This window comes from Thiopseudomonas denitrificans (genome assembly GCF_002866065.1).
Classification (GTDB): Bacteria; Pseudomonadota; Gammaproteobacteria; order Pseudomonadales; family Pseudomonadaceae; genus Thiopseudomonas; species Thiopseudomonas denitrificans.
The window spans coordinates 700429-726182 of record NZ_LNJZ01000009.1; the positions used below are offsets into that span (position 1 = coordinate 700429).

The window sequence follows — 25754 nt, forward strand, 5'->3', positions numbered from 1 at the left end:
TGCTTTATTATCGCCTATCTTAATCCCGTGTTCGAGTTGCGCGGGAATATCAGTCCCTGAAATGCAGGCAGTACGGATCCAGAAACGATGACTCAACCCTACAAGGTTTTACGGCCCACCGCGCTGGCCCTGGGCATTTTTGCCGCGCTTCACCCTTTTGCCGCACAACAGGTGCTGGCCAACGAATTCAACTGTACTGTCGGCCCCAATGGCCAATGGCTGTGTGTCACCGAAGAAAAAGCCCGGGTGGCTCCACGCCCGGCAACAGCCCCGGCCCCCATGGCACCCGCCAGCCAGCAACAAACCGTTAGCACGCCGGCTGCCACAGGGCAGCCGGCCTCTGACGAAAGCGGGGCGGTCGACATCCGCCGCAGCACTGCCGCCAACCCCTACGCCCATCTGGACTGGATCCCCCGTGACCAGCTCAGCGCGGCACAACTGGAAGAGATCGCCCCCTATTGTGCCGGCACTTACATCGAACCCGCTCGCCTGGGCAAGGATGACAACACCCCGCTGAACCAGTCACCTATTTTCGCCAGCGCCGACAGCTCCAGCTACAACCAGCCGGAGCAGATCACCACGCTGGACGGCAACGTGATCCTGCGTCAGGCCAGCCTGCAATTCACCGGCGACAGCGCCGAGCTGAACCAGCAAACCAGTCTGGGCCGGCTCGACGGCAACGTCAGCCTGCGTGACCGTGATGTGCTGATTGTCGGCGACCATGCCCGGATCCAGCTCGACTCCGGCGAAGCCCAGATAGACAACGCCGAATACGTACTGCATGAAATGCAGTCTCGCGGCACTGCCAACTACATCAAGCGCCAGGAAGAAGGCATCATCCGCCTGAAGAACGGCAGCTATACCAGCTGCGTGCCCGGCAACAATGACTGGCACCTGCAGAGCAACAACATCACCCTCAACCCCGACACCGGCTTTGGTACCGCCACCAACGTCACCCTGCGGGTGAAAAATATTCCGGTTTTTTACACCCCTTATATCCACTTCCCGATCGATGACCGTCGCCAGTCCGGCTTCCTGCCGCCCAGCGTCAGTTACAGCCGGCGCAAGGGTGTGGACCTGACCACGCCTTATTACATCAACCTTGCTCCACACATGGATGCCACCCTGTATCCCAACTACATGAGTGAGCGCGGCCTGCTGACCGAAGGCGAATTCCGCTACCTGACCAAAAAAAGCGAGGGCATGGTCGGCGGTGCCTGGCTGGGCGATGACCAGGAAAAAGAACGCAAGCGCCAGTCCGAATATAAAAAAGACCGCTGGATGTACACCTGGCAACATCAGCACGGTTTCAATAACCGGCTGCTGGCCGAAATCGACTACACCGATATCAGCGACCCCTATTACTTCCAGGACCTGTCATCCAATATTCGCGAGTCGTCAGACACCACGGTTGACCAGCGTGCCAGCCTGCGCTGGCGTGGCGACAGCTACACTGCGGGCCTCAACCTGCATGCCTACGAGCGGGCCAACGTGACCGACATCACGCCGCACAACAAGCTGCCCCAGCTGACACTCAATGGGCGGGTACCCGGTGAGTGGGGCGGATTGCAACTGGCCTACCAGAGCGAGCTGGTGCGCTTTGAGCGTTCGCTGAAGAAGGGTTCATTCACTGATCGTGACGGCGAAGTCCAGCAATGGCGCGACACCCGCCTCAGCGGTATTGACCGCGCCGACGGCAGCCGCCTGCATCTTGAGCCTAGCCTGAGCATGCCGATGAGCTGGAGCTGGGGTTTTGTCAAGCCGGCCCTGAAGTACGCCTACACCAGGTACGACCTGGATCTGGATCGCAAAGGCAAGGATGACCTGCTCGCAAATGGACGCCGCTTCAAGCAAAACGCCAGCCGCAGCGTGCCCATTGCCAGCATCGACAGCGGCCTGTACTTCGACCGCCCCAGCCAGATGTTTGGCAAACAGTACACCCAGACTCTGGAACCGCGCCTGTTCTATCTCTACGTACCCTACGAAGACCAGCTGGACATTCCACTGTTCGACACCAGTGAGAGCTCGTTCACCTACTCCAGCCTGTGGCGCGACAACCGCTTTACCGGCCGTGACCGTATTGGCGATACCAACCAGATCTCGCTGGGCCTGACCTGGCGCTGGCTGGAAGAGTCCGGTTTCGAACGTCAGCGTGCCGCCATTGGCCAGGCCTATTACCTCTCGGACCGCAAGGTCATGCTGTCGGCCGAACACAAGGACGACTACAAGCTCAATCGTCGCAACACTGCCAGCCGCTCGCCTTATGCCACGCAATACATGCTGCGTTTCAACCAGGACTGGCGCCTGAACGCCGACTGGGCCTGGGATCCGAACGAGCACCGGACGCGCACCGGCAGCCTGATGTTCAATTATCAGCCTCAAGACAACCTGAACAAGATCATCAACTTCGGCTATCGCTACAGCAACGACGGGGTCTACTTTGACGAGGACAAAGGCCGCTGGGTAACCGGCAGCACCGACTACTACAACTCCAGCACCGGCAAGACCTACAAGGACTTCTACAAGATCGAGCAAACCGATGCCTCCATCATGTGGCCGGTATTCCAGCGCTGGAACGCCATCGCCCGCTGGCAGTTCGACTACAACCGCAGCCGTACCCTCGACGCCTTCGGCGGCTTCGAGTACAGCAACTGCTGCTGGAAAGTCCGCCTGATCCAGCGTTACTGGGTGGACTACGACGAGCGCAGCATGTCCCCCGAAGACAACCGCCGCCCGGATCGCGGCATCTTCCTGCAAGTCATCCTGAAAGGACTGGGTGGCGTGACCGGCAACAAGGTAGGCACCTTCCTGGATGAAGGCATCCCCGGCTATCAACGACGTGAGCAACATGGCTATTAATCCGATCAAATCCCTGTGCCTGGCACTGCTGCTGGCCACCGGCAGCAGTATTGCCGCCGAGCAACCCCTGGACCGCATTGCCGTTATCGTCGATGACGGCATCATCATGCACAGCCAGTACGCCAAGCGGCTGGACGAAGTGCGCAATACCATCGCCCGCCGCAGCGGCGAGCAGCCGCCAGAAGACGAGCTGCGCCAGCAGGTGCTGGATCGCCTGATCCTCGACGAGCTGCAAATGCAGATCGCCGAGCGCTCCGGCATCCGCATCAGCGATGAAGAACTGAACGACACCATCCAGACCCTGGCCGAGCGCAACGGCGCCAGCCCGCAACAGTTTCTGCAATCACTGGCAGAAGCCGGCGGCATGTCACTGCAGAGCGTGCGCGAGCAGATCCGTCAGGAAGTGACCATCAACCGGGTGCGCCAGTACCGTGTATCCGAGCAGGTCCAGGTGACCGAACAGGAAGTGAAAAACTTCCTCAACTCGGCCCTCGGCCAAATGCAGCTGGCCGATGACTACCATCTGGCCAATATCCTGATCCCCCTGCCTGACAGCCCGACCGCCGACGAAATCGACCAGGCCCAGGCCCGTGTCAATGAAGTGCTGCAACGCCTGCAGAAAGGCGAGGACTTCCAGCAACTGGCGGTACGCTTCTCTGCCAGCGAGAACGCCTTTGACGGCGGCGACATGGGCTGGCGCAAGGCGGCCCAGCTGCCACCACCTTTCGATAGCGCCGTTGCCCAGATGCAGCCCGGCGAGGTCAGCAAGCCCATACGCACCGCCGGCGGCATCATCCTGCTCAAGCTGCTGGACAAGGAAGGTGCCGACGACGCCAGCTACAGCGAAGAGGTACGCGTCCGCCACATTCTGCTCAAACCCAGCGAAATCCGCACTGCCGAAGCCACAGAGCAGCTGGCACAACGCATTTACCAGCGCCTGAAAAACGGCGAAGACTTTGCCGCGCTGGCCCGCCAGTTTTCCGAAGACCCGGGCTCGGCCCGCAACGGGGGCGAACTCAACTGGGTCAGCCCCGACAGCCTGGTACCGGCATTCCGCGAGACTATGGCACAGACCGCCATTGGCGAGCTGTCACAACCCTTTGCCAGCCAGTTCGGCTGGCACGTGCTGCAGGTGCTGGACCGCCGCTTTAGCGACAGCAGCCTGGAACAGCGCGAACAGCAGGCCCTGAACCTGCTGCACAACCGCAAATATGAAGAAGAGCTTCAACTCTGGCTCAGGGAAATTCGTGACGAAGCCTATGTGGAGATCAAAGAACCATGACTTTGCGTTTTGCCCTTACCCCGGGTGAGCCTGCCGGCATCGGCCCCGACCTGTGCCTGATGATGGCCCAGGCCGCACAGCCCTATCCGGTGATCGTCATCAGCAACATCGACATGCTGCGTGAGCGGGCTACCCTGCTGGGGCTGGATGTCCAGCTCAGCTCAGTGAACCCGCAACAGCTCCCTGACCAGCCGGCTCCCGTCAACACCCTGTATGTCTGGGATACGCCCCTCTACCAGCCGGTCGCACCCGGCCGGCTCGACGAAGCCAATGCCCAGCATGTGCTGGAAACCCTGACCCGTGCCGGTCAGGGCTGTCTGGACGGGCTGTTCAGCGCCATGATCACCGCCCCTGTCCACAAGGGCATCATCAACCAGGCCGGCGTGCCCTTTTCCGGGCATACCGAGTTCCTGCAGCAGCTCACTGACGCACCGCAAGTGGTCATGATGCTGGCAACCCACGGCCTGCGTGTGGCGCTGGTCACCACCCACCTGCCACTGCGGGATGTGGCCGATGCCGTCACCGCCGAGCGCATTGACAGCGTCACCCGCATCCTGCACCGCGACCTGCAGGACAAGTTCGGCATCAAGAATCCGCACATTCTGGTATGCGGTCTCAACCCCCACGCCGGAGAAGATGGCCATCTGGGACGCGAGGAGCTGGATGTGATCATTCCGGCACTGGAACGCCTGCGCCAAGACGGCATGACCCTGACCGGTCCCCTGCCCGCCGATACCCTGTTCACTCCGAACAACCTGAAGCAGTGTGATGCCGTACTGGCGATGTACCATGACCAGGGCCTGCCGGTGCTCAAGCACAAGGGCTTTGGCGCTGCCGTCAACATCACCCTGGGCATGCCGATCATCCGTACCTCGGTCGACCACGGCACCGCGCTGGATCTGGCCGGTACCGGCAATATCGACACCGGCAGCCTGCAAATCGCCCTGGTCACCGCGTTCCAGATGGCAGCCAACAAATAAGCAGGTTTTTTGCACCGGTGGTGTGTGCCCGGATATTCTCGCGGGACAAGCCCGCTCGCACAAAAGCGCTACTGCAGCCGTTAATACCAACAAAAAAAGCCCGGAAACTCCGGGCTTTTTGCTGTCTGGCAAATGCGCCTAGTGGTGATGACCACCTTCACCGTGGGCATGGCCGTGCGCCAGCTCTTCTTCGGTAGCAGCACGTACGCTGACCACCTTGACCTGGAAGTTCAGGCGCTGGCCGGCCAGCGGGTGGTTGCCGTCAACAGTCACCTGGTCACCGTCAACATCGCGGATGGTGACAACCTGCATGCCGCCATCAGGAGCAGAGGCATGGAACTGCATACCGGGCTGCAACTCGTCCACACCCTCGAACATGCTGCGGTTCAATGTCGCAACCAGTTCCACGCTGTACTCGCCATAGGCATCCTCCGGCTCGATGCTGACATCCAGCGCATCACCGGCACACTTGCCAGCCAGCGCCTGTTCCAGGCCGGGAATGATGTTGGCCGCACCATGCAGGTAGGCCAGGGGCTGCGCACCTTCGGAGCTGTCAAGAATTTCTCCCTCATCGTTGCGCAATGTGTAGTCAATGGCCACGACTGCGTTTTCGGCGATTTGCATGATTGTAAAACCTGTGTTTTGTGAGTGACAGCGCAGTGTACCTTCTACCAAAAACGAATGCGACTTTAGATTAACTAGACCTATAGCAGTATTGACCTTAATTGATACCCACCCGAACATTAGGCCTATTTTTTGGGGACCGGAGCCGTCCTACAACAACAAGATACCGGCTGGTCAGTACATAACCGTCTTACAATTACAAACCAACCAAACGAGAAAATTATGTCCGGACGCAATATTCTAGTCATCAATAGCGGCAGCTCATCCATCAAGTTTGCCCTGGTCAACGAGGACCGGGACGACTTCATCATTGAAGGACTGGCCGAACGTATCGGCACCCCGGAAGCCGAAGTCACCTGGAAGGAAAACGGCGAGAAAAAACATCTGCAACTGGGCAATGCCGATCACGCCGAAGCCCTGGCCCAGATTCTGCCCCACGTACAAAAAGCCGCCGGCACCCTGACCGGCATTGGCCACCGTGTCGTTCACGGCGGCTCCCAGGTACACGAAGCCTGTCTGCTGACTCCCGAAGTGATTGGCGTGATCGAAGCCAACGCTTCACTGGCTCCCCTGCACAACCCGCCCGGCCTGATGGGCATCAACGCCGCCATCAGCCTGTACCCGGAGCTGCCCCATATCGGCGTGTTCGATACCGCCTTCCACCAGACCATGCCGGAACATGCCTACCGTTACGCCATTCCGGAAGAGTTCTACACCCAGCACCAGATCCGCCGTTACGGCTTCCACGGCACCAGCCACATGTATGTCAGCCGCAAGGGCGCGGAAATGGCCGGCCTGCCGGTCGAAGACAGCTGCTGGCTGGTCGCCCACCTGGGCAACGGCTGCTCCGCCACCGCCGTGGTCAACGGCGAAAGCCGCGACACCACCATGGGCCTGACGCCGCTGGAAGGCCTGGTGATGGGTACCCGTTCCGGTGACGTCGACCCGAGCCTGCAGGTCCACCTGCACCGCACCTTCGGTTACAGCGCCCAGGACGTGGAAACCCTGCTCACCAAGAAGAGCGGCCTGCTCGGCGTGTCCGGCCTGTCCAACGACATGCGCACCCTGATCGAGGCCAGCGAAAAAGGCGACAAGAAAGCCGCCCTTGCCATCGAGATTTTCTGCTACCGCCTGGCCAAGTCCCTGGCTGCCCTGTCCTGCGCCCTGCCGCGTCTGGACGGCCTGCTGTTCACCGGCGGCATCGGCGAAAACGCCACCCTGATCCGCAAGAAAACCCTGGACCACATGCGCGTCTTCAACTTCAAGCTGGACGACGCAGCCAACCAGGAGTGCGTGCGCGGCAAAGGTGGTAAGATCAGTGCCGAAGGCCATCCGCTGGTAATGGTCGTGCCGACCAACGAAGAGCGCCAGATCGCCAATGAGACCCTGGCGGTCATCGACGGCAAATAATCCAGATGGCCGGCGCACCCTCGCCGGCCTTTTTTCTTGTAGACAGACTTATACAGGACTCCAGAATGCATACATTTTTGCTTGCCCCGACCGGCTTTGGTGTTGGCCTGACCTCCGTAAGCCTGGGCATGGTCCAGGTTTTGAAAAACGCCGGCCTCAGGGTCGGTTTCCTCAAGCCGATTGCCCAACCCCACCCCAGCGAGAGCGGTGCCGAACGTGTCAGCCAGCTGATGGCCAGTCTGTACGACACGCGCCAGCCTGCCAGCCTCGGCCTGAGCCACGTCGAGCGCATGGTCGGCAACGGCCTGATCGACGAACTGATGGAAGAAATCGTCAGCATGCACCAGGAGATGGCCGAGCACTACGACGTGATCATCGTTGAAGGCATGACTCCCTCGCGCCAGGCCCAATACGTCGAGCGCATCAACGCCAGCCTGGCCCGCACGCTGGACGCCGAGGTGATTCTGGTCAGCGCCCAGCAGAGCGAGGACCTCGACGAGATCTCCGACCGCATCGAAGCCCAGGCACAACTGTTTGGCGGCACCAGCGCACCCAAGGTACTGGGCGTGGTCATCAACAAGGTCACCAGCCCGTCCCTGAACGGCTTTGCCGAAAAGCTCAAGGGCCACCTGCCGGCACTGCGCAAGGGCGACCTGCACCTGATCGGTTGCATCAATGCCCGCGAGGAACTCAACGCACCCCGCACCGCCGACTACTCCGGCTTCCTCAAGGCCGACATCCTCAACAAGGGCGAAATTGACGATCGCCGCGTCCAGAAGGTCATCCTGTGCTCACGTACAGTGGCCAACATCGTTCCGTTGCTGCAGGACAATGTCCTGGTGGTGGTGCCCGGTGACCGTGACGACGTGATCCTGGCCGCCAGCCTGGCCGAAATGAACGGCATTCGTCTGGCCGGTCTGCTGCTGACTGGCGGCTATGTACCCAACGCCAGCATCCTGGACATGGGCAAAGGTGCCCTGCAAGGCGGCCTGCCGGTGATGAGCGTCGCTACCGGCTCCTACGACACCGCCTATCAGCTTACCCGTCTGCCGCGCGCCATCCCGGTTACCGATCTGGAGCGTGCCCGCAATACCAGCACACACATTGCCTCCTACCTTGACCAGGTCTGGCTGACCGCCCGTTGCGCTACCGACCGCGTGCCACTGCTGTCACCGCCCGCCTTCCGTTACCAGCTGGTCAAGCGTGCCCAGGCCGCCAACAAGCGTATCGTCCTGCCCGAGGGCAACGAGCCGCGCACCATTCGCGCTGCCGCCATCTGCCAGGAACGCGGCATTGCCAACTGTGTCCTGCTCGGCAATCCGGAGGAAATCCGCTCGGTGGCCCGTCAGCAGGGCGTCAACCTGCCCGCTGGTATCGAGATCCTTGATCCGGAAGAGATCAAGCAAAAATACGTTGCACCCATGGTCGAGCTGCGCAAGAGCCGCGGCCTGACCGAAGAACAGGCTGCCGAGCAGCTCAGCGATACCGTGGTGCTGGCCACCATGATGCTGGCCGAGGACGATGTTGACGGACTGGTTTCCGGTGCGGTCCACACCACTGCCGACACCATCCGTCCGGCCCTGCAACTGATCAAGACCGCCCCCGGCTACAGCTTGGTATCCTCGGTGTTCTTCATGTTGCTGCCCGACCAGGTACTGGTGTACGGCGACTGTGCCGTCAATCCGAACCCGACCGCCGAGCAACTGGCCGAAATCGCCCTGCAAAGCGCCGAGTCGGCCCAGGCATTTGGTATCGAGCCACGCATGGCCATGATCAGCTTCTCCACCGGCAGCTCCGGCGGTTCCGGTGCCGAAGTGGAAAAAGTCATCGAAGCCACCCGCATTGCCCAAGAGCGCGCACCACAACTGGCAATTGACGGCCCGCTGCAATACGACGCAGCCAGCGTCGAGAGCATCGGCCGCTCCAAGGCACCCAACAGCAAAGTGGCCGGCCGTGCCACCGTGTTCGTGTTTCCCGACCTGAACACCGGCAACACCACCTACAAGGCGGTGCAGCGCAGCGCCAACGTGGTCAGTGTCGGCCCGATGCTGCAAGGTCTGCGCAAACCGGTCAACGACCTGTCCCGTGGTGCCCTGGTCGAAGACATCGTCTTCACCGTGGCCCTGACCGCCATCCAGGCCGCCGCCCTGGACTAAGCGTCACTCAAGGCACAGAGAGCCCGGACAGAAATGTCCGGGCTTTTTTCGTTTCGGGTTAGCTAAACAGCTGCTGCACTTCTGCACCTTGCCGGCAGATGGTTAAATTTTATTTCATCCGCCTCCCTGCAAATTTCGCTGTGCTAGTATCAATTCCCTGTCCGTGAAACCACATGCACCACCCTGCCGGACGGCTTCCGCACAACAAGGGCCAGGCCCGACAACAAAGGACAAGCCATGCAACAACAGCCGAACGCCAAGCCTCCCGCCTATCTTCCTTTTCATGCTTTCTGGATCAGGCTGACCCTGGTCCTGATTCTGGCCACCGGCGTCTACTTCTTCCATTCCTTCGCCAAGCCGATCATCATCGCCTTCATCATTGCCATCATCACCTGGCCCGTTTACACCCGCGTGCTCGACTACCTCGGGCAGAAACACAAGACCACTGCCAGCCTGGCCACCCTGGCCGCGATCATCTTCCTGGTTACACCGCTGGGCTTCCTGACCTCCTACACAATCAAGGAGGTAATCAGCTTTCTCGGCTGGGCGGTCAGCGCCAACGCCACCGGCGTCACAGCTCCGGACTGGTTCGCATCCATTCCCCTGATTGGCGAATGGTTGACGGAAAGCTGGAATGAGCACCTCAGTGCGCCCGGCATGATTGGCGAGATCACCCAGGTATTCGGCAGCCAGAACATCGGCTCGGTCTACCGCAACGTCATCTCCACCAGCGGCAGCATCCTGCATATTTTCCTGACACTGACCTTTACCCTGATTACCCTGTTTTTCCTGTACAAGGACGGCAACAGCCTGGTCGGCCAGCTGGACAAGGCGGGAGAATATTTCTACCCCCGGCGCTGGTTCCGTTATTCCAGGGTCATTCCCCAGGCGATTCGCTCCACCGTACTGGGCATGAGCGTCATTGCCATTGCCGAAGGCATCATTCTCGGCGTGGCCTACTGGATTGCCGGTTTTCCCTCGCCCGTCATCATGGGTATCGTCACCGGCTTCATGGCCCTGATCCCCGGTGGCGCTCCCCTGAGCTTCACCCTGGTATCGCTTTACCTGACGGCTACCGGCCACTCCACCGAAGGCATCCTGCTATTTCTATGGGGAGCCTTCGAGCTGTTCCTGGTCGACAAGTTCATCCGCCCAAGGCTGGTCGGCGGCCCGATCAAACTGCCTTTCCTGCCCACATTCTTCGGCCTGGTGGGCGGCGTGAAAACCATGGGCTTTCTTGGGCTGTTCATCGGGCCAGCACTGATGGTGGTACTGGTGATGCTCTGGCGTGAATTCATCCAGGACCTGAAAGAGATCAAGGCACGCCAAGGCGGGCCTGATACGGAGACCTAGATCCCGGTCGGCCCGGCCTCATCTTTCGCCTCAGATGGAAAGGTCCAGCCCCTGCTGCCAGAAAGCGATTTCCAGCCGGATGGCATCGCGGAAAATGGTGACCAGCTCCTCGAAGCGGCGCGGCGTCACCTCGGTCAGACGCTCGTCAAGCCAGGCCTCTTCGGCACGGCGCGCGGCCTGAAAGCCGTCACTTTCATACATCCTGATCCAGGCTTCATAGGGGTTGCCGTCACCACGCAGTGTTTCGGCTCGTGAGTTGATCCAGTCCGCCACCACCGCATAGCCGACCAGGCAGGGCGCCAGTGCCACATGCATGTCGAGCAGGTCACCACGGTTGCCGGTATCCAGCACATAGCGGGTATAGGCCATGGTGGCACGGGCTTCGGGCAGCGCGGCCAGCTCTTCCTCGCTGATACCCCACTCGCGGCAATAGTCCACATGCAGGCCCAGTTCAAGGTCGATGATGGTTTTCAAACCGTCCAGGCTATGACGCAGCTCGGCAATATTGCGGCTCTTGTAGGTAGCCAGCGCATAGGCACGGCCAAAATGGATCAGGAACAGATAGTCCTGTTTCAGATAATGGCGAAAAACGTCAGCTGGCAGACTGCCTTCACTCAGCTGGCGCACGAATTCGTGCTCGATATAGGCACGCCACTCGTCGTGGCAGGCAGCAGTCAGATCAGCAAAAGAGTAACTCATGGTACCTCCGGTCATGAAAACAATCCGGAGGACAGGCGGGTATCGGCAGAGAGGTCCGGAAGAATGGCTACGAACACGTAGAAGGGGCTCCGGACCACCGCTTGATTCCTACGCCGGTACTAACCGGATCAGGTTCAACAGGACCAGCGCTCGGGGTTATCCATGCGCCATCTCAGCCGGAATCACCGGCACCCTGTCAAGCAAGTGGGATGGAGTGTAGCAAATTAGCCATCGCGGGTCCCGGGGTCTCAGTTCGTGAAACTGGACGGCATCATTAGCATCCACATCAGCAACTTGCACAAGCCGCAACCAAGGGACTATTATCCCTATTGTTTTAAAAAATAGGGATAATAGTCCCGTGCAATCCAGAAGCATCCACCGAACCCTGTTTCCCGGGCAAGCCAAAATCCTGCAAACCTTTGGTCAGGACCTGCTGCTGGCCATGAAGCGGCGCGGCTACAGCAAAAAGCTGATGTGCGAACGTACCGGCTTTGATCCCAAGACACTCAACAAGGTATTTGCCGGCGATCCCGGCGTAGCCATTGGCACCTATCTGAAAGTCATGGCCGTGCTGGGACTGGAGAACAACTTCGCCGAGCTGGCCGCCCACGATGAAGTCGGTATCAAGCTGCAAAACATCAAGCTACTGGAGGGTCGCCAATGAGCCGCGAAATTATCGAGGTCTATGCCCACTGGCAGCCCATTGCCGAGCCCTTGCTGGTCGGCCATCTAAGCTATGCGGACAGTAGCCGTGGCAGTGTGTTTGGTTTTGAATACAGTCCGGATTTTTTAGCTTCCAGTCATTGCCTGCAAATCGACCCTGCCCTGTATTTGCACCCTGGTCACGCCTATAACGATACCGCCGATAAAAATTTTAGAATTTTTCTGGATTCCTCACCGGATCGCTGGGAACGAATCCTGATGCAACGCCGCGCAGCGATTGAGCAACGCAATGGTTTGCGTGCCACCAGCCGCTTGACGGAACTGGATTACCTGCTGGGTGTGCATGATTCGTATCGCATGGGTGGTTTGGTTAAGGGGCGGGCTTCAGCCCGTGCCAGTGAGCGAAGCGAACGACTTTAACCAGTTGTTAGGTACTTTGTGTACGGTCTTCGTTGTGGTGCCATATACGAAGAATTACGACAGTTTCTGTGTAGGCTGAATACCGGATTATGTATTTCCCAAAAACTGCATCGCGAATAGCTTTGGGGTTTGGAGCAAGCTCAACAGCGCGGCCCATTTCTGGAAATAGACAAAGATTCTCGATGCGGAAAAGGAGCTCTGCTGCAACGCGTGCAGCAGCAAGAGGATCTTTCTCTGCTATGAATTCGCGCAGGCGAACGAGGTCTGCCACAGCGTTTTCTGAGTAGACCAGCCTCATTGACCAACCTTCGGTGGAGACAGCTCATTGTCGGTGCCCCAGCTTTGAAGCCAGGCACCTACAGCTTCGCCGGATACGACTTGGCCCTGTGCCACTGACTCCATAGCTTGCAGTGTTTCTTGCCAGCGGCTCTGCTCTAGCTCCTGCCGCTCAAAGAACTCTCTAAGCGCCTGATTAATAAGCCAACTTTTACTTCTTTGAAGCTTCTCGGCCATAGCCCCGAGATTTTCTTCGAGCTCTGGTTGAAGCCGGACGGTTGTGACGCTCATAGGGATACCCTCCATACTGTTGAATGCAATGTATTACATGGCATTCGCGAGGGCAAGCGGGCGCGACGCGCGGTGGGGCAATGCATCTAACGCCCGGCTCACGCGCCGATTTGGAGCCGCAAAGCGGCGGAAAATCGGTCGCCGTGCAGCCGATTGTTATGCCTATTGTTCTTCATGCCACCAATCCGGCTCAATCACGCCAAAATCGACATCTGAAGGGCAGGAAAGAAGCTCAAAGTCAGTTAGATCTATATCCTCTTGGTGCTCTTCAAAATTCCCTTCAAATGTAAGAAGGATTTCAGATTCAAACTGTAACTCCGTCGAGGCCGAAGCGCTTCCGATTGGCACATAGTCTTTATCTATAGAATCTCGAACGGTAAGAGCGAATGAAGTTGATGCAGTGGCTGTGATCATGATCTTTGCTTCGACGATCAGTGTTCCATTCTGACCCTGGACAGGTTGTAAGAGCGCATTCCCCTCTTCGTCAACCAAGAACTCAAATTCATCCAACACAACCTCAACGTAATCTGGTTCGTAGAAAAACTGAGAAGAAGCATCTGGATATAGATCCATCTCACCAACAGCATCAGAAACGTACTGATTTATCATTTTGTACAGATCTGAAGGTTCCCCACTTGGCAACGTTCCAGCAATACGAGTACAGAACTCCATAGCCGCTGAATGTGGCTGAAAAGTAGCAATCGCTTCTGCGAGGTCTTCCACTACATCAATAAAGTCTGAGCCATCAGAAAAACGCTTCCAGTCGCCATCTTTCGAAACGGCTAAAATTTTGGTTTGATTCTCTTTTGCCCAAGATTCTAGCGACATTAAAGCTATAGCGTCGGGAAACTCATTCTTTTTGCTCCCCGCAGGAGCAAACGGCGCTTCAGCGCTAAAGTATTTTTTAATTATTTCATCTAAACTAACACGACCTGTGGCAGGGATTATCTCGGCACCAGTCTTATCAATAAAGGATGCCAGCCTATTCTTAGCCACCTCCGCATCATCAATGATTGGAACCAATGATTCGGTGGCAATTCTTGCACTCTCTTCGGACACAGACAAGCTCACAATGCTCTCACGTATTGCCTTAACTACTTGCTCTCGTGAATCTGAGGCTTTTCGTTTCAGATGACTATGAACTTCTCTTATTACAATTTCCGACAACACAAGATGGGACGGCTTGCCTCTGAACTGCTCAAGCGTCTTCAAAATTCCAGACTCTAGCTTCAGCCCTTTTTGGTCAAAAATTGATGTATCTATTGTGATAGCACCGTAATCCATTATTTATTTCTCATCTATCGCGCCCGAGCGGCATAACGCCCGCAGCACGGGCAAAATTGAAGCGCAGCGGAAATTTTGTCGCGGTGCCTGCGCTTGTTATGGCTTTATTGATGCCGACCTTCATGATCCCATAGTATGAACGTTTGATTTGACGTAGATGACATTGCTTCGATCAAACGCTCGTTGTTGAATGTAGGGATCTTTTGAAGTCGCTCTAGTAATTCCCCCGAACCTGTTGCTTCGCTTGGATAGGTTACTACTCCGTCTTTCGTTGCTAGGTGCCACCAAACATCTTCTACAAATGGACCCTGATCAGTAGTTTCTACAGCAACACCAATCAGTTCATTCCACGACGCATACTGTGGCTCTCTATCTGGCCAGTGTGACCATGCTCTATCTTCATCGAACCAAACTTTAACTGCAGCATAAGGACTCGACAACGCATTGGGTCTGTGCTTTTCATCGTCATTATTGTTAGGAAGCAACGATCTTATCCATTTCCACATTGTCGGGTTCCTTCGAGCCATAACGCCGCGTTCACCGGCTTGTCCGGTGCAACGCATTGTTATGCCTTTTCAGTTTTCCCAGAACCATTCATAGCTGTCTTTCCGGCGTTTACTATCACACCAATTGCTTTTTCTAGCGCATCAGCATCCATACTCACGTTTTCCCGCTTGCTGAAAGCATTTGACCCGGTGATGTTCCAGTGCTCGAACGCCTCTTTTACTTCCGACCAATCCGCAGTGGCACCATAAGACTCAAGATAGAATTTACCAAAGTTAATGGCATGACTCCTGTCGGCATTCTTGAGCGACTCCTGCATGTAAGAGCTACTAAACATATATGAATATTTTGCAATACCAAGAAGCAGGCCGACAGCAATAAGGCCTTTGAATAAATTGAAAATCAAGAACGGCCAAGTTATATAGTTCAGCCCGTCAATGTTGGTGGTGAAAGTTACAACAACAAAAAAAGCGAAGCCCGAAACCAATGATGCTGCGCCTATTCCACTCCATACTTTTGAAATCATATGAAACTTCGACTCTTTTCGGCCCAAAGCCTCAAGAGCATCTGCTACGTAATCTCTTGATGTTTGTTCTAGTTTCTTTCTACCTTCCTCAGTTAACCGCTCCTTCTCCTGCTGTAATTCGATAAAGGCTCGCTTCAAATCGGCTTCACGTTGCGCAACTTCGTTCTCCAAACGGTGCCGTAGTTCAGCTGCTTCAGCTTCTCGCATGTGGAAGTGCTTTTCAAAATCCTTTTGACGCTCAATTAGCTTTCTTTCTCTGTCGATAAAGTACTTTTCTCTTTCTTCGAACTCTTTTCGAAGCTCCCTTTCCTTTTCTAGCTGCTCTTCTTTAAGTCGTGATCTATAGGCATCTAGCTCACGCTCTTGCTGCTCGATGATATCCCTGTATCGGGACAATTCACGTTCGCGAGCCTCTAAGTACTCGCTCTCCTTCTTCGCCTCTTCGCGTCTTCTCGACTCTTCCATTCTATCCTGCATGGTCTCTACTCTTCATTTTGCATAACGCTTCAAGCAGAGGCGACAGCTTCGCTGGCGTCCTGCTGCCTTGACTTGTTAAGCAGCTGCTGTCGTGCCTTTTGCTCAACACAAGCATACTGAAGGTTTGCCATAAGCATATTTGATGCACGTTTGTAGCTATTCATTGCCAGCAATGCAAATGCAGTGAATAGAATTACATATAGAAAGCTTTCAAATGTGCTCTGTAGGAAATCATCACTTATTGGTTTTCCTGATAAACCTACAAAGCGCAACTCTAAGTTCACCAAAAGAAAATATAGCCCCCAAAATGATCCTATGATCCACTTGTAAAAACCAACTCTAGCTTCAATGCGTTTCTCTACTTTCTCTATATTTTCTTCAAGAAGTTCTACGTCTACTTCCTTGTGAACATTATTCTGATCAAGGATTTCAACAACTCTATTTACACTTGCTTCAGTAGCTCCATAAAACGCATAGCTACTAGGCGTTGAAAACATTGTTAAGAGCAGCACTCCCCAGATACACGCATTGAATGACACAAGAAATATTTCATTAGGTATTTCTAAGCTTGAAGAAAATAATATCAACACAACTAGCAAAGTAAAACTCACCAATGACCAGATTGTCATTGGCTTTGTAAAATCACCAAAGCCTACCTTGAGATAAACAAGTGGATAAATAAACAACCTTTGAGCCGGCTTCAGCAAACTTCGATTTGATGAAAACCCCAACAATGCTGATTCAGAAGCTTCTAAAATTGCTCTTGTTTTTATAAACATCCGATGCTCTCCGATAGCGGCTTAACGGACAAGATAAGCCGCCCGCAGTATGCGGGTCGGCTTGAGCGCCGGGTTAGACAGTAAGACACCCTTTCTTCATCCTCGCCAACCGATGCTTGCCAGCGCTTTGGCAATTACATCCGCTTGTGCGTTCATATTCATTTTCCTAAGCAAGCCAACCATCAGCGGCCAAGGTGGCGTAATTGCCATGTAGGGATTCCCATCCGGACCGGTGTACATGCCTCCACCTGGTCCCGTATATAACCCACCTCCCGGGCCCGAGTACAAGCCGCCACCTGGCCCAGAGTACAACCCCCCTCCTGGTCCCGTGTAAGCGCCACCTCCTGGACCTGTATATAAGCCACCTCCAGGGCCGGTGTAAGCACCGCCGCCAGGTCCCGAGTACATGCCACCGCCAGGCCCTGTGTATGCGCCACCACCAGGGCCGGTGTACATGCCGCCACCGGGTCCGGTATAAGCCCCCCCTCCTGGTCCGGTGTACATATTTCGAACCCACATTTGAGGACCACTCATCAGCGCTCTCCTTTTAGGTTTTTGTTAATATCTAACGCCCGCGTAAAGCGCGCGAGGTACGAGCGTCGCATTTGACGCGATTGTTAAATCTCTTAGTCAATGCTCCGCCCCAAGATTCTGGCAACTACACCGACAATACCTTTTTCGGTGCGCTGAGCATTGGCGCCAAAGAAGTGATTGCGGATAGCGAAAAATGCTCCCGCTAGCAAACACGCGTGTCCGACCCAAGATGCGAGCCGAATGAATCGGCCATTTCGTACCTCGAGAATAGGATAGAACTGACTACCTGTTTGTGCGGCAAGTTGACCCTCAAGATAGCCGCCTAAGCCGATATGAATCACTAAGTAAGCGAATATGCCAACAAGCAGAGCGCCCCACCAAGGAAGGCGGGAGGCAACCCGAACGACATCGGTTACAACCGAACCGAGATTGTTTCTTCTTCTTCGATACCTGCGACCCATTGTGATCCCCGGTTGAGATTTAACGCCGCCAGCACGCGCGGCTTTGTAGTGAAGGCGAAGCCGCAACGAAAAAGACATCGCCGTGCCTGGCCTTGTTAAATTTTTATAGCGCCATATGCAACAGCGGATAAGGCTTGCCCTGACCATCGACTGGAGACCGACCTGTTACTTTAAAGCCAATATGCTGGTAAAAACCTAGCGCCTGTTCATTCTGCTCGTTTACATCGACCTTTGAAGCTCCCTGCTCTTTGATAGCATGGGCCGCTAACATGGCACCAATGCCCTTTCCGCGTGCCTCAGGTGAGATGAACAACATCTCAATATTACCGTCATGTACTCCGCAGAATCCCTGAATTTCGCCGTTGCCGTTTTTAGCGCACCTTAAATCAACTGCGTCAAAATACTGTTCCAGAATTAACGGCTTTAACTCCTGTAGATCATCTTCAGCCAGAAAATCATGTGTTGCCCTGACCGACGCTTCCCAAACTTCTATCAGTTGAAGGTGATCTGCTTTTTCTACGATCTCAATGTTCATCACTAAACCCGATTGAAAATTTAACGCCGAGCTTTGCGGCAATTTTGGAGCGTAGCGGAAAATTTGTCCGTAAACAGCGTCTTGTTAAATTGCATCCGGCTCAACCTTGAAGTGGATGAGAGCGACTTGATCTCCATTATAATCTACTCGCGACTCAGTCTCGTAAGGACGAAAACCAAGTTTTGGGTAAAAAAGAAGCCCCGCCACATTTCGGTTAAAACATGACACCGTTACAGTTTCTGCATGGTACTTTTCAAATGCTAGCTTGGTCATATGCGAGATTAAATAACGGCCTACACCGGTGCCCCTGCAGTCAGATGAAACAATGACATTGCCAATCGAGCATACGCCTTCTTCCCAGCGATAAAAATTTGCAAAGGCAACAACATGCCCTTCTTTTTCCACCACAGTTGCACTTGCACGCGTTTGAATACTATGGCGCACATCAGCCACGGATAACGGAAAGGTTGCTCTAGGAAAGCAGTAAAAAAGCTCTTCTCGTGTTTCTGCTAATTTGCAGATTTGTTCAATATCATCTTCTGTTACTTCTCGAGTAAGCATAGATTCCATCCTTGCTATTTAACGCCGCAATCAACGGCTCGTCCGTTGCATTGCTTTGTTACATTTTTTATTTTGCGAATGCTGATTTAACAATTGAAATCCCAACCAATCCAAGGATCGCACCTGTTAACTTGTCAATATAGTAAGCCAGCTTAGTGAATCTGCTCCTTGCCTTATTTGTAGACAGCATAAAAATAATCGCTGTATCCCAGAAGAAAACCACAAGAGTCATCCATACTCCAAGTGCGATCTTAAATACCAACCCCACATCATTCGTCAATACAACTGTGAACAAGCTCAAATAGAATAGGAGATTCTTGGGATTCAGAATTCCAGACATAAATCCTGTAACAAACTCCTTTATGAAGCTCGCTTCTCCATTTTTTATTTGATCGTTCTCTACAGATAGTTGCGCGTAGGCGCTTCTTTTTGCACGTAGAGCTTGAATTGCTAGAAAAATAAGAAATAGTCCCCCAATAATTTTTAGAGTGACCATCAACCAAATAGAGCTAGCCAGCAAAGCTCCGACCCCGATCAAACATAAAGCTATGTATAGTGCATTTGCAGTCGATATTCCAGCAGCAACACCTATTGCCTTACTTCTATCATTTCTAATTGCACTTTTGACAACAAGCACGAAATCAGGACCAGGACTCAGCAGGGCCAAAAAGTGGGCCAAAGCAACAGTCATAAACATTATCATTAGATTTGATTCCATAATATACCTTCAGCGAATATTTATTCGATGCTGACTAGAAAATGTAACGTTAAAGCTCAGCCGCGCCGCTTTTTGGCGTCGGCTGGAGCGCCTTGTTGGGCGTTTTTGTCGATGTACTGAGCTTACCCCCGGACTTGACAGCCGGACGGTCAATGAATACTATAAGTAGCACATTTATCAGAAACACAACACGGGTCATACCTAATGCCGAAACTCGAAACCTCAAGTATGGATGATGCTACCCGAGTACTCGACCTATTTGATACTGGCGGTAGAACATTAGGTGCTCAACTGGCTGAAAGAATGACGAATCACTGCAAAATTATTGTGGGCGATGCCCGCCGAATTCTGCAAGAGATACCTGAGGGGCACTTTAATTGCGTTGTGACCTCTCCGCCTTACTGGGGGCTGAGGGATTACGGCATCAACGGGCAGATCGGGGCTGAAACTACAGTCGATGATTACATAGCTGACCTCGTACGCCTGTTCCGAGAGGTTCGTCGCACCCTTTCTGATGACGGCACCCTTTGGTTGAACATTGGCGACAGCTATACGTCAGGGGGGCGGACTTGGCGGGACGCTGACGCCAAGAACAAGGGGCGTGCGATGGACTACCGCGCCCCGACGCCAGAGGGTTTGAAACCGAAGGATTTGATCGGTGTTCCCTGGCGGCTGGCATTTGCACTTCAGGCGGACGGCTGGTATCTGCGCACAGATATCATCTGGAACAAGCCCAATTGCCAGCCCGAGAGCGTGAAGGATCGTCCAACCCGCGCACATGAGTACGTGTTCCTGTTTTCCAAATCGGAGAAGTATTACTACGACTGGCAAGCGATAATGGAACCTGCTGCGGACCAGAAGCAAAAGGCGAAGAACCGGCGTACTGTCTGGAACATCAATACCGAACCTTACCCTGGTAGTCACTTCGCCGTCTATCCGAGGGCACTTGTTCGTCTCTGCGTAGCAGCAGGTTCCCGCGAGAATGGCCGGGTTCTTGACCCATTTTTCGGATCAGGAACTACCGGCGTTGTCTGCAATGAGCTCGGCAGGGAGTGTGTCGGAATTGAGCTGAACGCGGAATATGCAGAACTGGCACGCGAGCGGTTGTTACGCGGGCGCTGAGCCGAAGGTCCAAGTCGCATGCACCTTGCAGAGATCTTTTCGTAAGTGTTTGATCTGAAGCTTACGCTCTGTACCTCCGTCGAAATATAGCGAGTACTTAAGCTGGCCAATTGCATCCTTGACATAGCCGTAACCCGGCTGCGGATTCTGTCTGCTTTTGGTGCAAACCTCTAGTTCGCAGTTCGACGCTTCGAGCAGTAGCGATTTGGGGATCTCGACGAGCTCATAGCGGATCTTGGCACCTACATCTTTCAAGCGACGGAGTGTGAATATGCGGTCGTAGCTTTGCATATGCTCAAGGAATAAGTCACGCAGCAGTGGTAGTTTCCATTCACCTCGACCGAGTTCCATCCACTTGCTGACGTGGATCGATTCGTCCTTGATATTAGCCGCCGCTTCTGTCTTAAGACTGACCGGAATTCCGCGAATGTTAATATCGTGGCCCCGGTTCGTCCGGCTCTTCACTAGCTGTGCAGGAATGCCAGCCGCGTTCAGAGCAGCTTCAAATGCGAATTCGAATCGGTCTTTGCTGAGCGCCTGGCGGCTACCTGCGTGATGGCTTAACAACCGATCCCCAAGGGAGGCAAGGACAGCATCCGTCACCACATCGGAGTCAGGGGCTCGGTCAAATTGGCAAGTAGACCCGAACGCATTAATAGCAGACTTAACCCATTCCTGTTGCGCAGGGGTAAGGCGACCTAGCGCTTCAATAAGGTCGTTAATTTCTTTTTTTGAGAGACTCACTCAAGTTTTCCCATCCGTTCGTTAGTCGATGGGCTTTCGTGTTTGGTAAGCAAATCAGGGACAGTCACACCTAAAGTTAAGGCCAAAACCTCAAGCGTGCTGAGTGTGACATTTCGTTCGTGACGCTCAACCGAACCGATGTATGTGCGGTGCAAGCCGCATTGTTCGGCTAGTTCTTCTTGAGAAAAGCCCTTTTCTCTACGAAAAGATTTGATGTTCTCAGCTAGTACAGCGCGAAGAGTGCCACTCGATTTTCTGACCATGCCTAAGCCCTTGTTAATCAGGCTAAGATTGTCAACAAATGATGACTATAAGGCGACAGACTATAGGTAGCATTTAATGCGTGTCGTCTACGAGCAGGCAGGAGCAAGTGGAGACGCCCAACGCCCGTATTCACGCGCCAGCTTTGCTGGTCGCGTGGAATCGCTTGTTAGCTGTCTGCCGCATCGGACCAGCGCAGATAGAACAAAAAGTACGGATCTCGTATATCAAAAACGTCGTGTTCACCATCCCACTCGACGATCCTTGATCCAGCGGCATCATTAACGATTTTCGCCGAATGCGCACATGCACTGGTTATGCTTGATCCGCTGGGTCCTCCGGTCGGGCATATACCAAGAATTCGTTGATTTAAAGCGTTATATCTAAACGTAAGCTGTGATGGATCTACTGAAAGGGCCTTTACAAGCAAGCGATATACATCTCCATTCCAGCCAAAGCGAGTAACGTACACGTTTCTATCTGAGCCGCGAGTCCTTGGCCCTTCCTTCATAAGTTCGACCACAGACCCATAGTCGGTAGATTGAACGGTTCGCCTGCAAATGTTCTCGTGAATTTGTGGATCCGATAAGAGCTCAAATTCAGTTTCAGATTTTTCTCTTAACCCCATTTCGTAGCATGCGTTCAGGCATAGATACTGCATTAGCTGAGGGGAGCCTGCCGCCTCAGAGGCGAGGTTGTCAATTGCAGACTGCCTATATCCGACACCAAGTTCGGCAAACCCCTTGTATGCAATCTTCTTCAGCGTCTCCGTGCCCCAATACTCAAAATCGATGGAGAGCACGCGCCCCCGCAAATCTGGGTTACTACGAATTACATCATCGGCATGGTAGGGAACCGATGCACAGACAAACCTAACTCCATTTCGAATCGCCTCCTTGATCTGATGGGCTAGCTCGATCTGGACATTTGCCGGCACGTAATGAAAATCGTCAATAAAAACAACTAAATCCGTTCCGCCAAGCTCCTTAATCAGCAATTGCAAACAATCAGACGCATGTGAGGCGGAAAGCGTTTCTGATTCGGAATTGGTCCTGCTGGCAGAAACTTCGCCCTTCCCTTTCACAACGAGCGCGTTGCCTTCAACGGCACCCTTTCCGCCAACTGTTCCAGACGCACCTGATGATCGTGCGATTGAGTTTGGGATCTCGGTCCCGATAATGTCAAAGACACGCATCCACAAATCAGACGGTGCATTAACTCCTGCGCCAGTCACTTGTATCAAACTGGTGCGCCCTAGACATTCCTCGATAAATACAGTCTTGCCAGATTTCGATGGTCCAGAAATCGAAATCAGCATCGCTCCCGCATCTAGAGTGTCGAGAAGCTGCTGCTTCTTGTCCTGAAGGTGATCGTCCACGAACGTGTGTACGGGGAACTTCCCAGGCGTAAATACTTCGGTCGCTTTCATCTTTTCTCCATATTGATTCAGACGCCGGTGCGATGTTTCATGGACAGCTAACGCCCGCAGCACGCGCGGCTTTGTAGTGAAGGCGCAGCCGCAACGAAAAAGCCGTCGCTGTGCCTGCGATTGTTAGAGATTTTTATCAACATACATATCAGTCGCTTTCACTAAGTCCTTGACAAAGCGAATGACTTTCTCAAGCTCATCACGCTTGATAAGGTGCGCTACAGGAGATCCGTTGCTCACCGGTTTTGACCGGTGAACAGCATCGCCTCGCTTACTAATCCAGCGATTCAAGGTGGCTCTGGACTTTGCTGGGTCATAGTTAGCCCAAGACCATCCTTCAGTAACATCAAAACCAAGATATTCTTCAAAAATCCTTTTTGTTTTATCTGACGTTGGGTTATGAAATTGTTTAAGATCCGTATTCAATTTTTTTAATACAAAATCACCAACATAGCTACCCGCTACCACACCCAGCTTTTTATTCATTTCCTCAGTAAGCCTATCCTCAACATAGGTTTCCCAGGCCGTAAGCGCCATAACAAGCCCTGCTCGCTTCAGGACCTCGGCATTTGACGGAGGAGGATTAGCATTAATTGCATCGAAATGTGCGAGTAGTTCTTCAGCATCATTGATGCCGTATTCAAAGCTTTGGTATGCACGTGACATAAATATCTCTAACGCGGAGCACAGCGGCGGCCCGTCAGGGACGTCCGGCGGCCGCAGGCCGCGTACTGGTGCGAATTGTTAGAGATGCTGATCAAGATACTCATCCGTCACGCGAACCAAATCCTTTAGAAAGCGGATCACCTTTTCTAGTTCGTCTTTCTTGATCAGGTGAGCAGCCGGCGATCCGTTGTTGATTGGTTTTGAACGATGAACGGCATCACCGCGCTTTGAAATCCACTGATTTAGCGATTTTCGAGCCTTTTCCGGGGTCACGTTCGCCCAAGACCAAGCTGAAGTAACGTCCAACCCGAGATAGTCCTGAAATATCTTTTTGGTCTTGTCTGAAGTCGGGTTATGAAACTGCTTCAGCTCTTGCTGAAGTTTTTTCTGTATGAACTCGCCAACGTAACTTCCCGAGACCACACTGAGCCGTTTGTCCATTGCCTCGGTAATACGGTCTTCAACGTATGTTTCCCACGCGGTCAGCGCCATGACCAGACCAGCCCTTTTGAGTACTTCAGCATTTGCCGGAGGTGGATTACAGTTGATCGCGTCAAAGTGAGCTAGGAGCTCTTCTGCGTCTTTTATTCCGTGTTCAAACGAGCTCTTTGCTTGTGACATATTCCCTTCTCTAACGCTTGAGTTAAGCCGCGCCGCGAAGCGGCGTCGGCTTGAACGAATTGTTAGACATTATTTGCCGACTACCTTGGTGATCTCGCCTTTCACGTAGTGAACAAATTCTTCCAACTGATCTGCGCGCGAGGCCAAGCGATCTTCTTCTTGTCCAAGATAAGCCTGTCTAGCTTCAAGTATGACGGGCTGATACTGGGCCGGCAGGCGCTCCATTGCCCAGTCGGCAGCGACATCCTTCGGCGCGATTTTGCCGGTTACTGCGCTGTACCAAATGCGGGACAACGTAAGCACTACATTTCGCTCATCGCCAGCCCAGTCGGGCGGCGAGTTCCATAGCGTTAAGGTTTCATTTAGCGCCTCAAATAGATCCTGTTCAGGAACCGGATCAAAGAGTTCCTCCGCCGCTGGACCTACCAAGGCAACGCTATGTTCTCTTGCTTTTGTCAGCAAGATAGCCAGATCAATGTCGATCGTGGCTGGCTCGAAGATACCTGCAAGAATGTCATTGCGCTGCCATTCTCCAAATTGCAGTTCGCGCTTAGCTGGATAACGCCACGGAATGATGTCGTCGTGCACAACAATGGTGACTTCTACAGCGCGGAGAATCTCGCTCTCTCCAGGGGAAGCCGAAGTTTCCAAAAGGTCGTTGATCAAAGCTCGCCGCGTTGTTTCATCAAGCCTTACGGTCACCGTAACCAGCAAATCAATATCACTGTGTGGCTTCAGGCCGCCATCCACTGCGGAGCCGTACAAATGTACGGCCAGCAACGTCGGTTCGAGATGGCGCTCGATGACGCCAACTACCTCTGATAGTTGAGTCGATACTTCGGCGATCACCGCTTCCCTCATGATGTTTAACGCTGAAGCTAAAGGGCGCGCTTTAGCGCGTCCCATTTGAGCGCCGAGTTAGGCAGAGGAGCCCAACTGAGCGCCGTGATTGAAGACTACACGAGTTGCCTGCCTGAACTCCCAAAGAAAACCACAGACCTTGCGATGGAAATTGAGCATCAGTGTTGACCATTTCCCGGAGACTCCAATTCAATGGTTGTTTGGCTTACCAACCCTTTGGCATTGAAAGTGACCACCAATGAGCTGTGCTTCCAATCCCAGTGGCATTGACCAAGACCGTAGCGTAGCTCAGTAGGCTGGCTGGTTTCAGCTTCGCCTAAAAGTGAAATTACCTCCGATTGTGGGAGGTCGGTAAGTAGCCCACTTCGCATAACAGATAGAGCCATGCCTCCTCGAGCGCAGCCTGGATCGTTCAGCATTGATTGGTTGCTGAGACCTTTCCATTGATCGGAGTCGAAGGGCTGCTCATTTGTATGCAGGGAAGTGAAGTTCAGATAGATGCCAACAACAATGATGATCAGAGCGAGGGCTAGAATGAAGCGGGCCAACCTATGCATGGTGTATATAAGCCTAACATGTATTAGACCGCCTTCTATATAAGCCAATTATCGTGAAAGCGGCATAACCCGATAGGCCTATTCTTAAAAGCCGAATTAAA

At 53.8% G+C, this 25754-nt stretch carries 29 protein-coding genes and 1 riboswitch; of the genes, 9 read left to right on the forward strand and 20 right to left on the reverse strand.

Annotation, left to right across the window (positions count from 1 at the left end; all coding sequences use genetic code 11):
• Window positions 1–87: 87 nt before the first annotated feature.
• From AR306_RS12475 to pdxA, 3 genes are read left to right on the forward strand one after another with little or no spacing between them, the layout of a single operon-like run.
• Entirely contained in the window at window positions 88–2859 is a 2772-nt protein-coding gene (locus tag AR306_RS12475) for an LPS-assembly protein LptD (protein ID WP_101497870.1), read from the forward strand.
• Entirely contained in the window at window positions 2849–4141 is a 1293-nt protein-coding gene (locus tag AR306_RS12480; protein ID WP_101497871.1) for a peptidylprolyl isomerase, read from the forward strand. The genes AR306_RS12475 and AR306_RS12480 overlap by 11 nt, the downstream gene beginning before the upstream one ends.
• Window positions 4138–5121 carry a 4-hydroxythreonine-4-phosphate dehydrogenase PdxA gene (pdxA, locus tag AR306_RS12485; protein WP_101497872.1) on the forward strand — a complete coding sequence of 328 codons (984 nt, stop codon included), beginning with the start codon at window positions 4138–4140 and terminating at the stop codon, window positions 5119–5121. Before AR306_RS12480 ends, pdxA begins: the two co-directional genes overlap by 4 nt.
• 138 nt (window positions 5122–5259) lie before the next feature.
• Here pdxA and AR306_RS12490 read toward each other — a convergent pair whose 3' ends face one another.
• Window positions 5260–5745, reverse strand: coding sequence for an FKBP-type peptidyl-prolyl cis-trans isomerase (locus AR306_RS12490; RefSeq protein WP_101497873.1), 486 nt, complete (start codon window positions 5743–5745; stop codon window positions 5260–5262).
• Window positions 5746–5967: 222 nt separating this feature from the next.
• Between AR306_RS12490 and AR306_RS12495 the strand changes: the two genes are divergently transcribed.
• The 3 genes from AR306_RS12495 to AR306_RS12505 all read left to right on the forward strand — a co-directional run bounded on the left by AR306_RS12495 (window position 5968) and on the right by AR306_RS12505 (window position 10664).
• The gene (locus tag AR306_RS12495) at window positions 5968–7155 is read left to right on the forward strand and encodes an acetate kinase (protein ID WP_101497874.1); all 1188 of its coding nucleotides are present in this window, start codon (window positions 5968–5970) and stop codon (window positions 7153–7155) included.
• 65 nt (window positions 7156–7220) lie between these two features.
• Complete coding sequence (pta, locus tag AR306_RS12500) at window positions 7221–9311, forward strand: phosphate acetyltransferase (protein WP_101497875.1); 2091 nt, start codon at window positions 7221–7223, stop codon at window positions 9309–9311.
• A 237-nt stretch (window positions 9312–9548) separates the two neighbouring features.
• Window positions 9549–10664, forward strand: a complete 1116-nt coding sequence (locus AR306_RS12505; protein ID WP_101497876.1) for an AI-2E family transporter — start codon at window positions 9549–9551, stop codon at window positions 10662–10664.
• Between the two features lie 30 nt (window positions 10665–10694).
• Here the strand turns inward: AR306_RS12505 and tenA are convergent, their stop codons facing one another.
• Window positions 10695–11363 (reverse strand): thiaminase II, encoded by a 669-nt coding sequence (gene tenA, locus AR306_RS12510; RefSeq protein ID WP_101498028.1) that lies wholly within the window; start codon window positions 11361–11363, stop codon window positions 10695–10697.
• Between the two features lie 88 nt (window positions 11364–11451).
• Window positions 11452–11569: riboswitch (TPP riboswitch) on the reverse strand.
• A gap of 152 nt (window positions 11570–11721) precedes the next feature.
• Between tenA and AR306_RS12515 the strand changes: the two genes are divergently transcribed.
• Together AR306_RS12515 and AR306_RS12520 are read left to right on the forward strand one after the other, a co-directional pair.
• The gene (locus AR306_RS12515; RefSeq protein WP_101497877.1) at window positions 11722–12027 is read left to right on the forward strand and encodes a transcriptional regulator; all 306 of its coding nucleotides are present in this window, start codon (window positions 11722–11724) and stop codon (window positions 12025–12027) included.
• On the forward strand, window positions 12024–12446 hold the full coding sequence (locus AR306_RS12520; protein ID WP_101497878.1) for a HipA N-terminal domain-containing protein: 423 nt from the start codon (window positions 12024–12026) through the stop codon (window positions 12444–12446). The genes AR306_RS12515 and AR306_RS12520 overlap by 4 nt, the downstream gene beginning before the upstream one ends.
• Window positions 12447–12453: 7 nt before the next feature.
• Here AR306_RS12520 and AR306_RS12525 read toward each other — a convergent pair whose 3' ends face one another.
• The 11 genes from AR306_RS12525 to AR306_RS12565 all read right to left on the reverse strand — a co-directional run bounded on the left by AR306_RS12525 (window position 12454) and on the right by AR306_RS12565 (window position 19365).
• Entirely contained in the window at window positions 12454–12744 is a 291-nt protein-coding gene (locus tag AR306_RS12525) for a type II toxin-antitoxin system RelE/ParE family toxin (RefSeq protein ID WP_101497879.1), read from the reverse strand.
• Window positions 12741–13013, reverse strand: coding sequence for a CopG family ribbon-helix-helix protein (locus AR306_RS12530; RefSeq protein WP_101497880.1), 273 nt, complete (start codon window positions 13011–13013; stop codon window positions 12741–12743). The genes AR306_RS12525 and AR306_RS12530 overlap by 4 nt, the downstream gene beginning before the upstream one ends.
• Window positions 13014–13175: 162 nt before the next feature.
• Complete coding sequence (locus AR306_RS12535) at window positions 13176–14297, reverse strand: PIN domain-containing protein (RefSeq protein WP_101497881.1); 1122 nt, start codon at window positions 14295–14297, stop codon at window positions 13176–13178.
• 104 nt (window positions 14298–14401) lie between these two features.
• A complete protein-coding gene (locus AR306_RS13255; protein ID WP_133539775.1) occupies window positions 14402–14803 on the reverse strand; it encodes a hypothetical protein in 402 nt (133 codons plus the stop codon).
• 59 nt (window positions 14804–14862) lie between these two features.
• Window positions 14863–15804, reverse strand: coding sequence for a hypothetical protein (locus AR306_RS12540; RefSeq protein WP_133539777.1), 942 nt, complete (start codon window positions 15802–15804; stop codon window positions 14863–14865).
• A gap of 29 nt (window positions 15805–15833) precedes the next feature.
• A complete protein-coding gene (locus tag AR306_RS12545) occupies window positions 15834–16583 on the reverse strand; it encodes a hypothetical protein (RefSeq protein ID WP_133539779.1) in 750 nt (249 codons plus the stop codon).
• A 21-nt stretch (window positions 16584–16604) separates the two neighbouring features.
• Window positions 16605–16664, reverse strand: a complete 60-nt coding sequence (locus AR306_RS13755) for a DUF1010 domain-containing protein (protein WP_407071220.1) — start codon at window positions 16662–16664, stop codon at window positions 16605–16607.
• 545 nt (window positions 16665–17209) lie between these two features.
• A complete protein-coding gene (locus AR306_RS13260; protein WP_133539781.1) occupies window positions 17210–17656 on the reverse strand; it encodes a hypothetical protein in 447 nt (148 codons plus the stop codon).
• 25 nt (window positions 17657–17681) lie between these two features.
• The gene (locus tag AR306_RS12555) at window positions 17682–18113 is read right to left on the reverse strand and encodes an acetyltransferase (RefSeq protein WP_101497885.1); all 432 of its coding nucleotides are present in this window, start codon (window positions 18111–18113) and stop codon (window positions 17682–17684) included.
• Between the two features lie 84 nt (window positions 18114–18197).
• On the reverse strand, window positions 18198–18674 hold the full coding sequence (locus tag AR306_RS12560) for a GNAT family N-acetyltransferase (protein WP_101497886.1): 477 nt from the start codon (window positions 18672–18674) through the stop codon (window positions 18198–18200).
• 67 nt (window positions 18675–18741) lie between these two features.
• Entirely contained in the window at window positions 18742–19365 is a 624-nt protein-coding gene (locus AR306_RS12565; RefSeq protein ID WP_206168009.1) for a LysE family translocator, read from the reverse strand.
• Window positions 19366–19596: 231 nt separating this feature from the next.
• Between AR306_RS12565 and AR306_RS12570 the strand changes: the two genes are divergently transcribed.
• Entirely contained in the window at window positions 19597–20514 is a 918-nt protein-coding gene (locus AR306_RS12570) for a DNA-methyltransferase (protein ID WP_240622545.1), read from the forward strand.
• Here AR306_RS12570 and AR306_RS12575 read toward each other — a convergent pair.
• The 7 genes from AR306_RS12575 to AR306_RS12605 form a co-directional block, all read right to left on the reverse strand.
• Window positions 20500–21258 (reverse strand): hypothetical protein, encoded by a 759-nt coding sequence (locus tag AR306_RS12575; RefSeq protein WP_206168010.1) that lies wholly within the window; start codon window positions 21256–21258, stop codon window positions 20500–20502. The genes AR306_RS12570 and AR306_RS12575 overlap by 15 nt on opposite strands.
• Complete coding sequence (locus tag AR306_RS12580; RefSeq protein ID WP_101497888.1) at window positions 21255–21521, reverse strand: helix-turn-helix domain-containing protein; 267 nt, start codon at window positions 21519–21521, stop codon at window positions 21255–21257. The genes AR306_RS12575 and AR306_RS12580 overlap by 4 nt, the downstream gene beginning before the upstream one ends.
• Window positions 21522–21688: 167 nt before the next feature.
• Complete coding sequence (locus AR306_RS12585; protein WP_101497889.1) at window positions 21689–22948, reverse strand: ATP-binding protein; 1260 nt, start codon at window positions 22946–22948, stop codon at window positions 21689–21691.
• 123 nt (window positions 22949–23071) lie between these two features.
• Window positions 23072–23614: a HEPN domain-containing protein gene (locus AR306_RS12590; RefSeq protein ID WP_101497890.1), complete on the reverse strand. Its 543-nt coding sequence runs from the start codon at window positions 23612–23614 to the stop codon at window positions 23072–23074.
• A 78-nt stretch (window positions 23615–23692) separates the two neighbouring features.
• The gene (locus tag AR306_RS12595; RefSeq protein ID WP_101497891.1) at window positions 23693–24235 is read right to left on the reverse strand and encodes a HEPN domain-containing protein; all 543 of its coding nucleotides are present in this window, start codon (window positions 24233–24235) and stop codon (window positions 23693–23695) included.
• Between the two features lie 69 nt (window positions 24236–24304).
• The gene (aadA1, locus tag AR306_RS12600; RefSeq protein ID WP_001206316.1) at window positions 24305–25096 is read right to left on the reverse strand and encodes an ANT(3'')-Ia family aminoglycoside nucleotidyltransferase AadA1; all 792 of its coding nucleotides are present in this window, start codon (window positions 25094–25096) and stop codon (window positions 24305–24307) included.
• 158 nt (window positions 25097–25254) lie between these two features.
• Window positions 25255–25653 carry a hypothetical protein gene (locus AR306_RS12605; RefSeq protein WP_101497892.1) on the reverse strand — a complete coding sequence of 133 codons (399 nt, stop codon included), beginning with the start codon at window positions 25651–25653 and terminating at the stop codon, window positions 25255–25257.
• Window positions 25654–25754 lie beyond the last annotated feature (101 nt).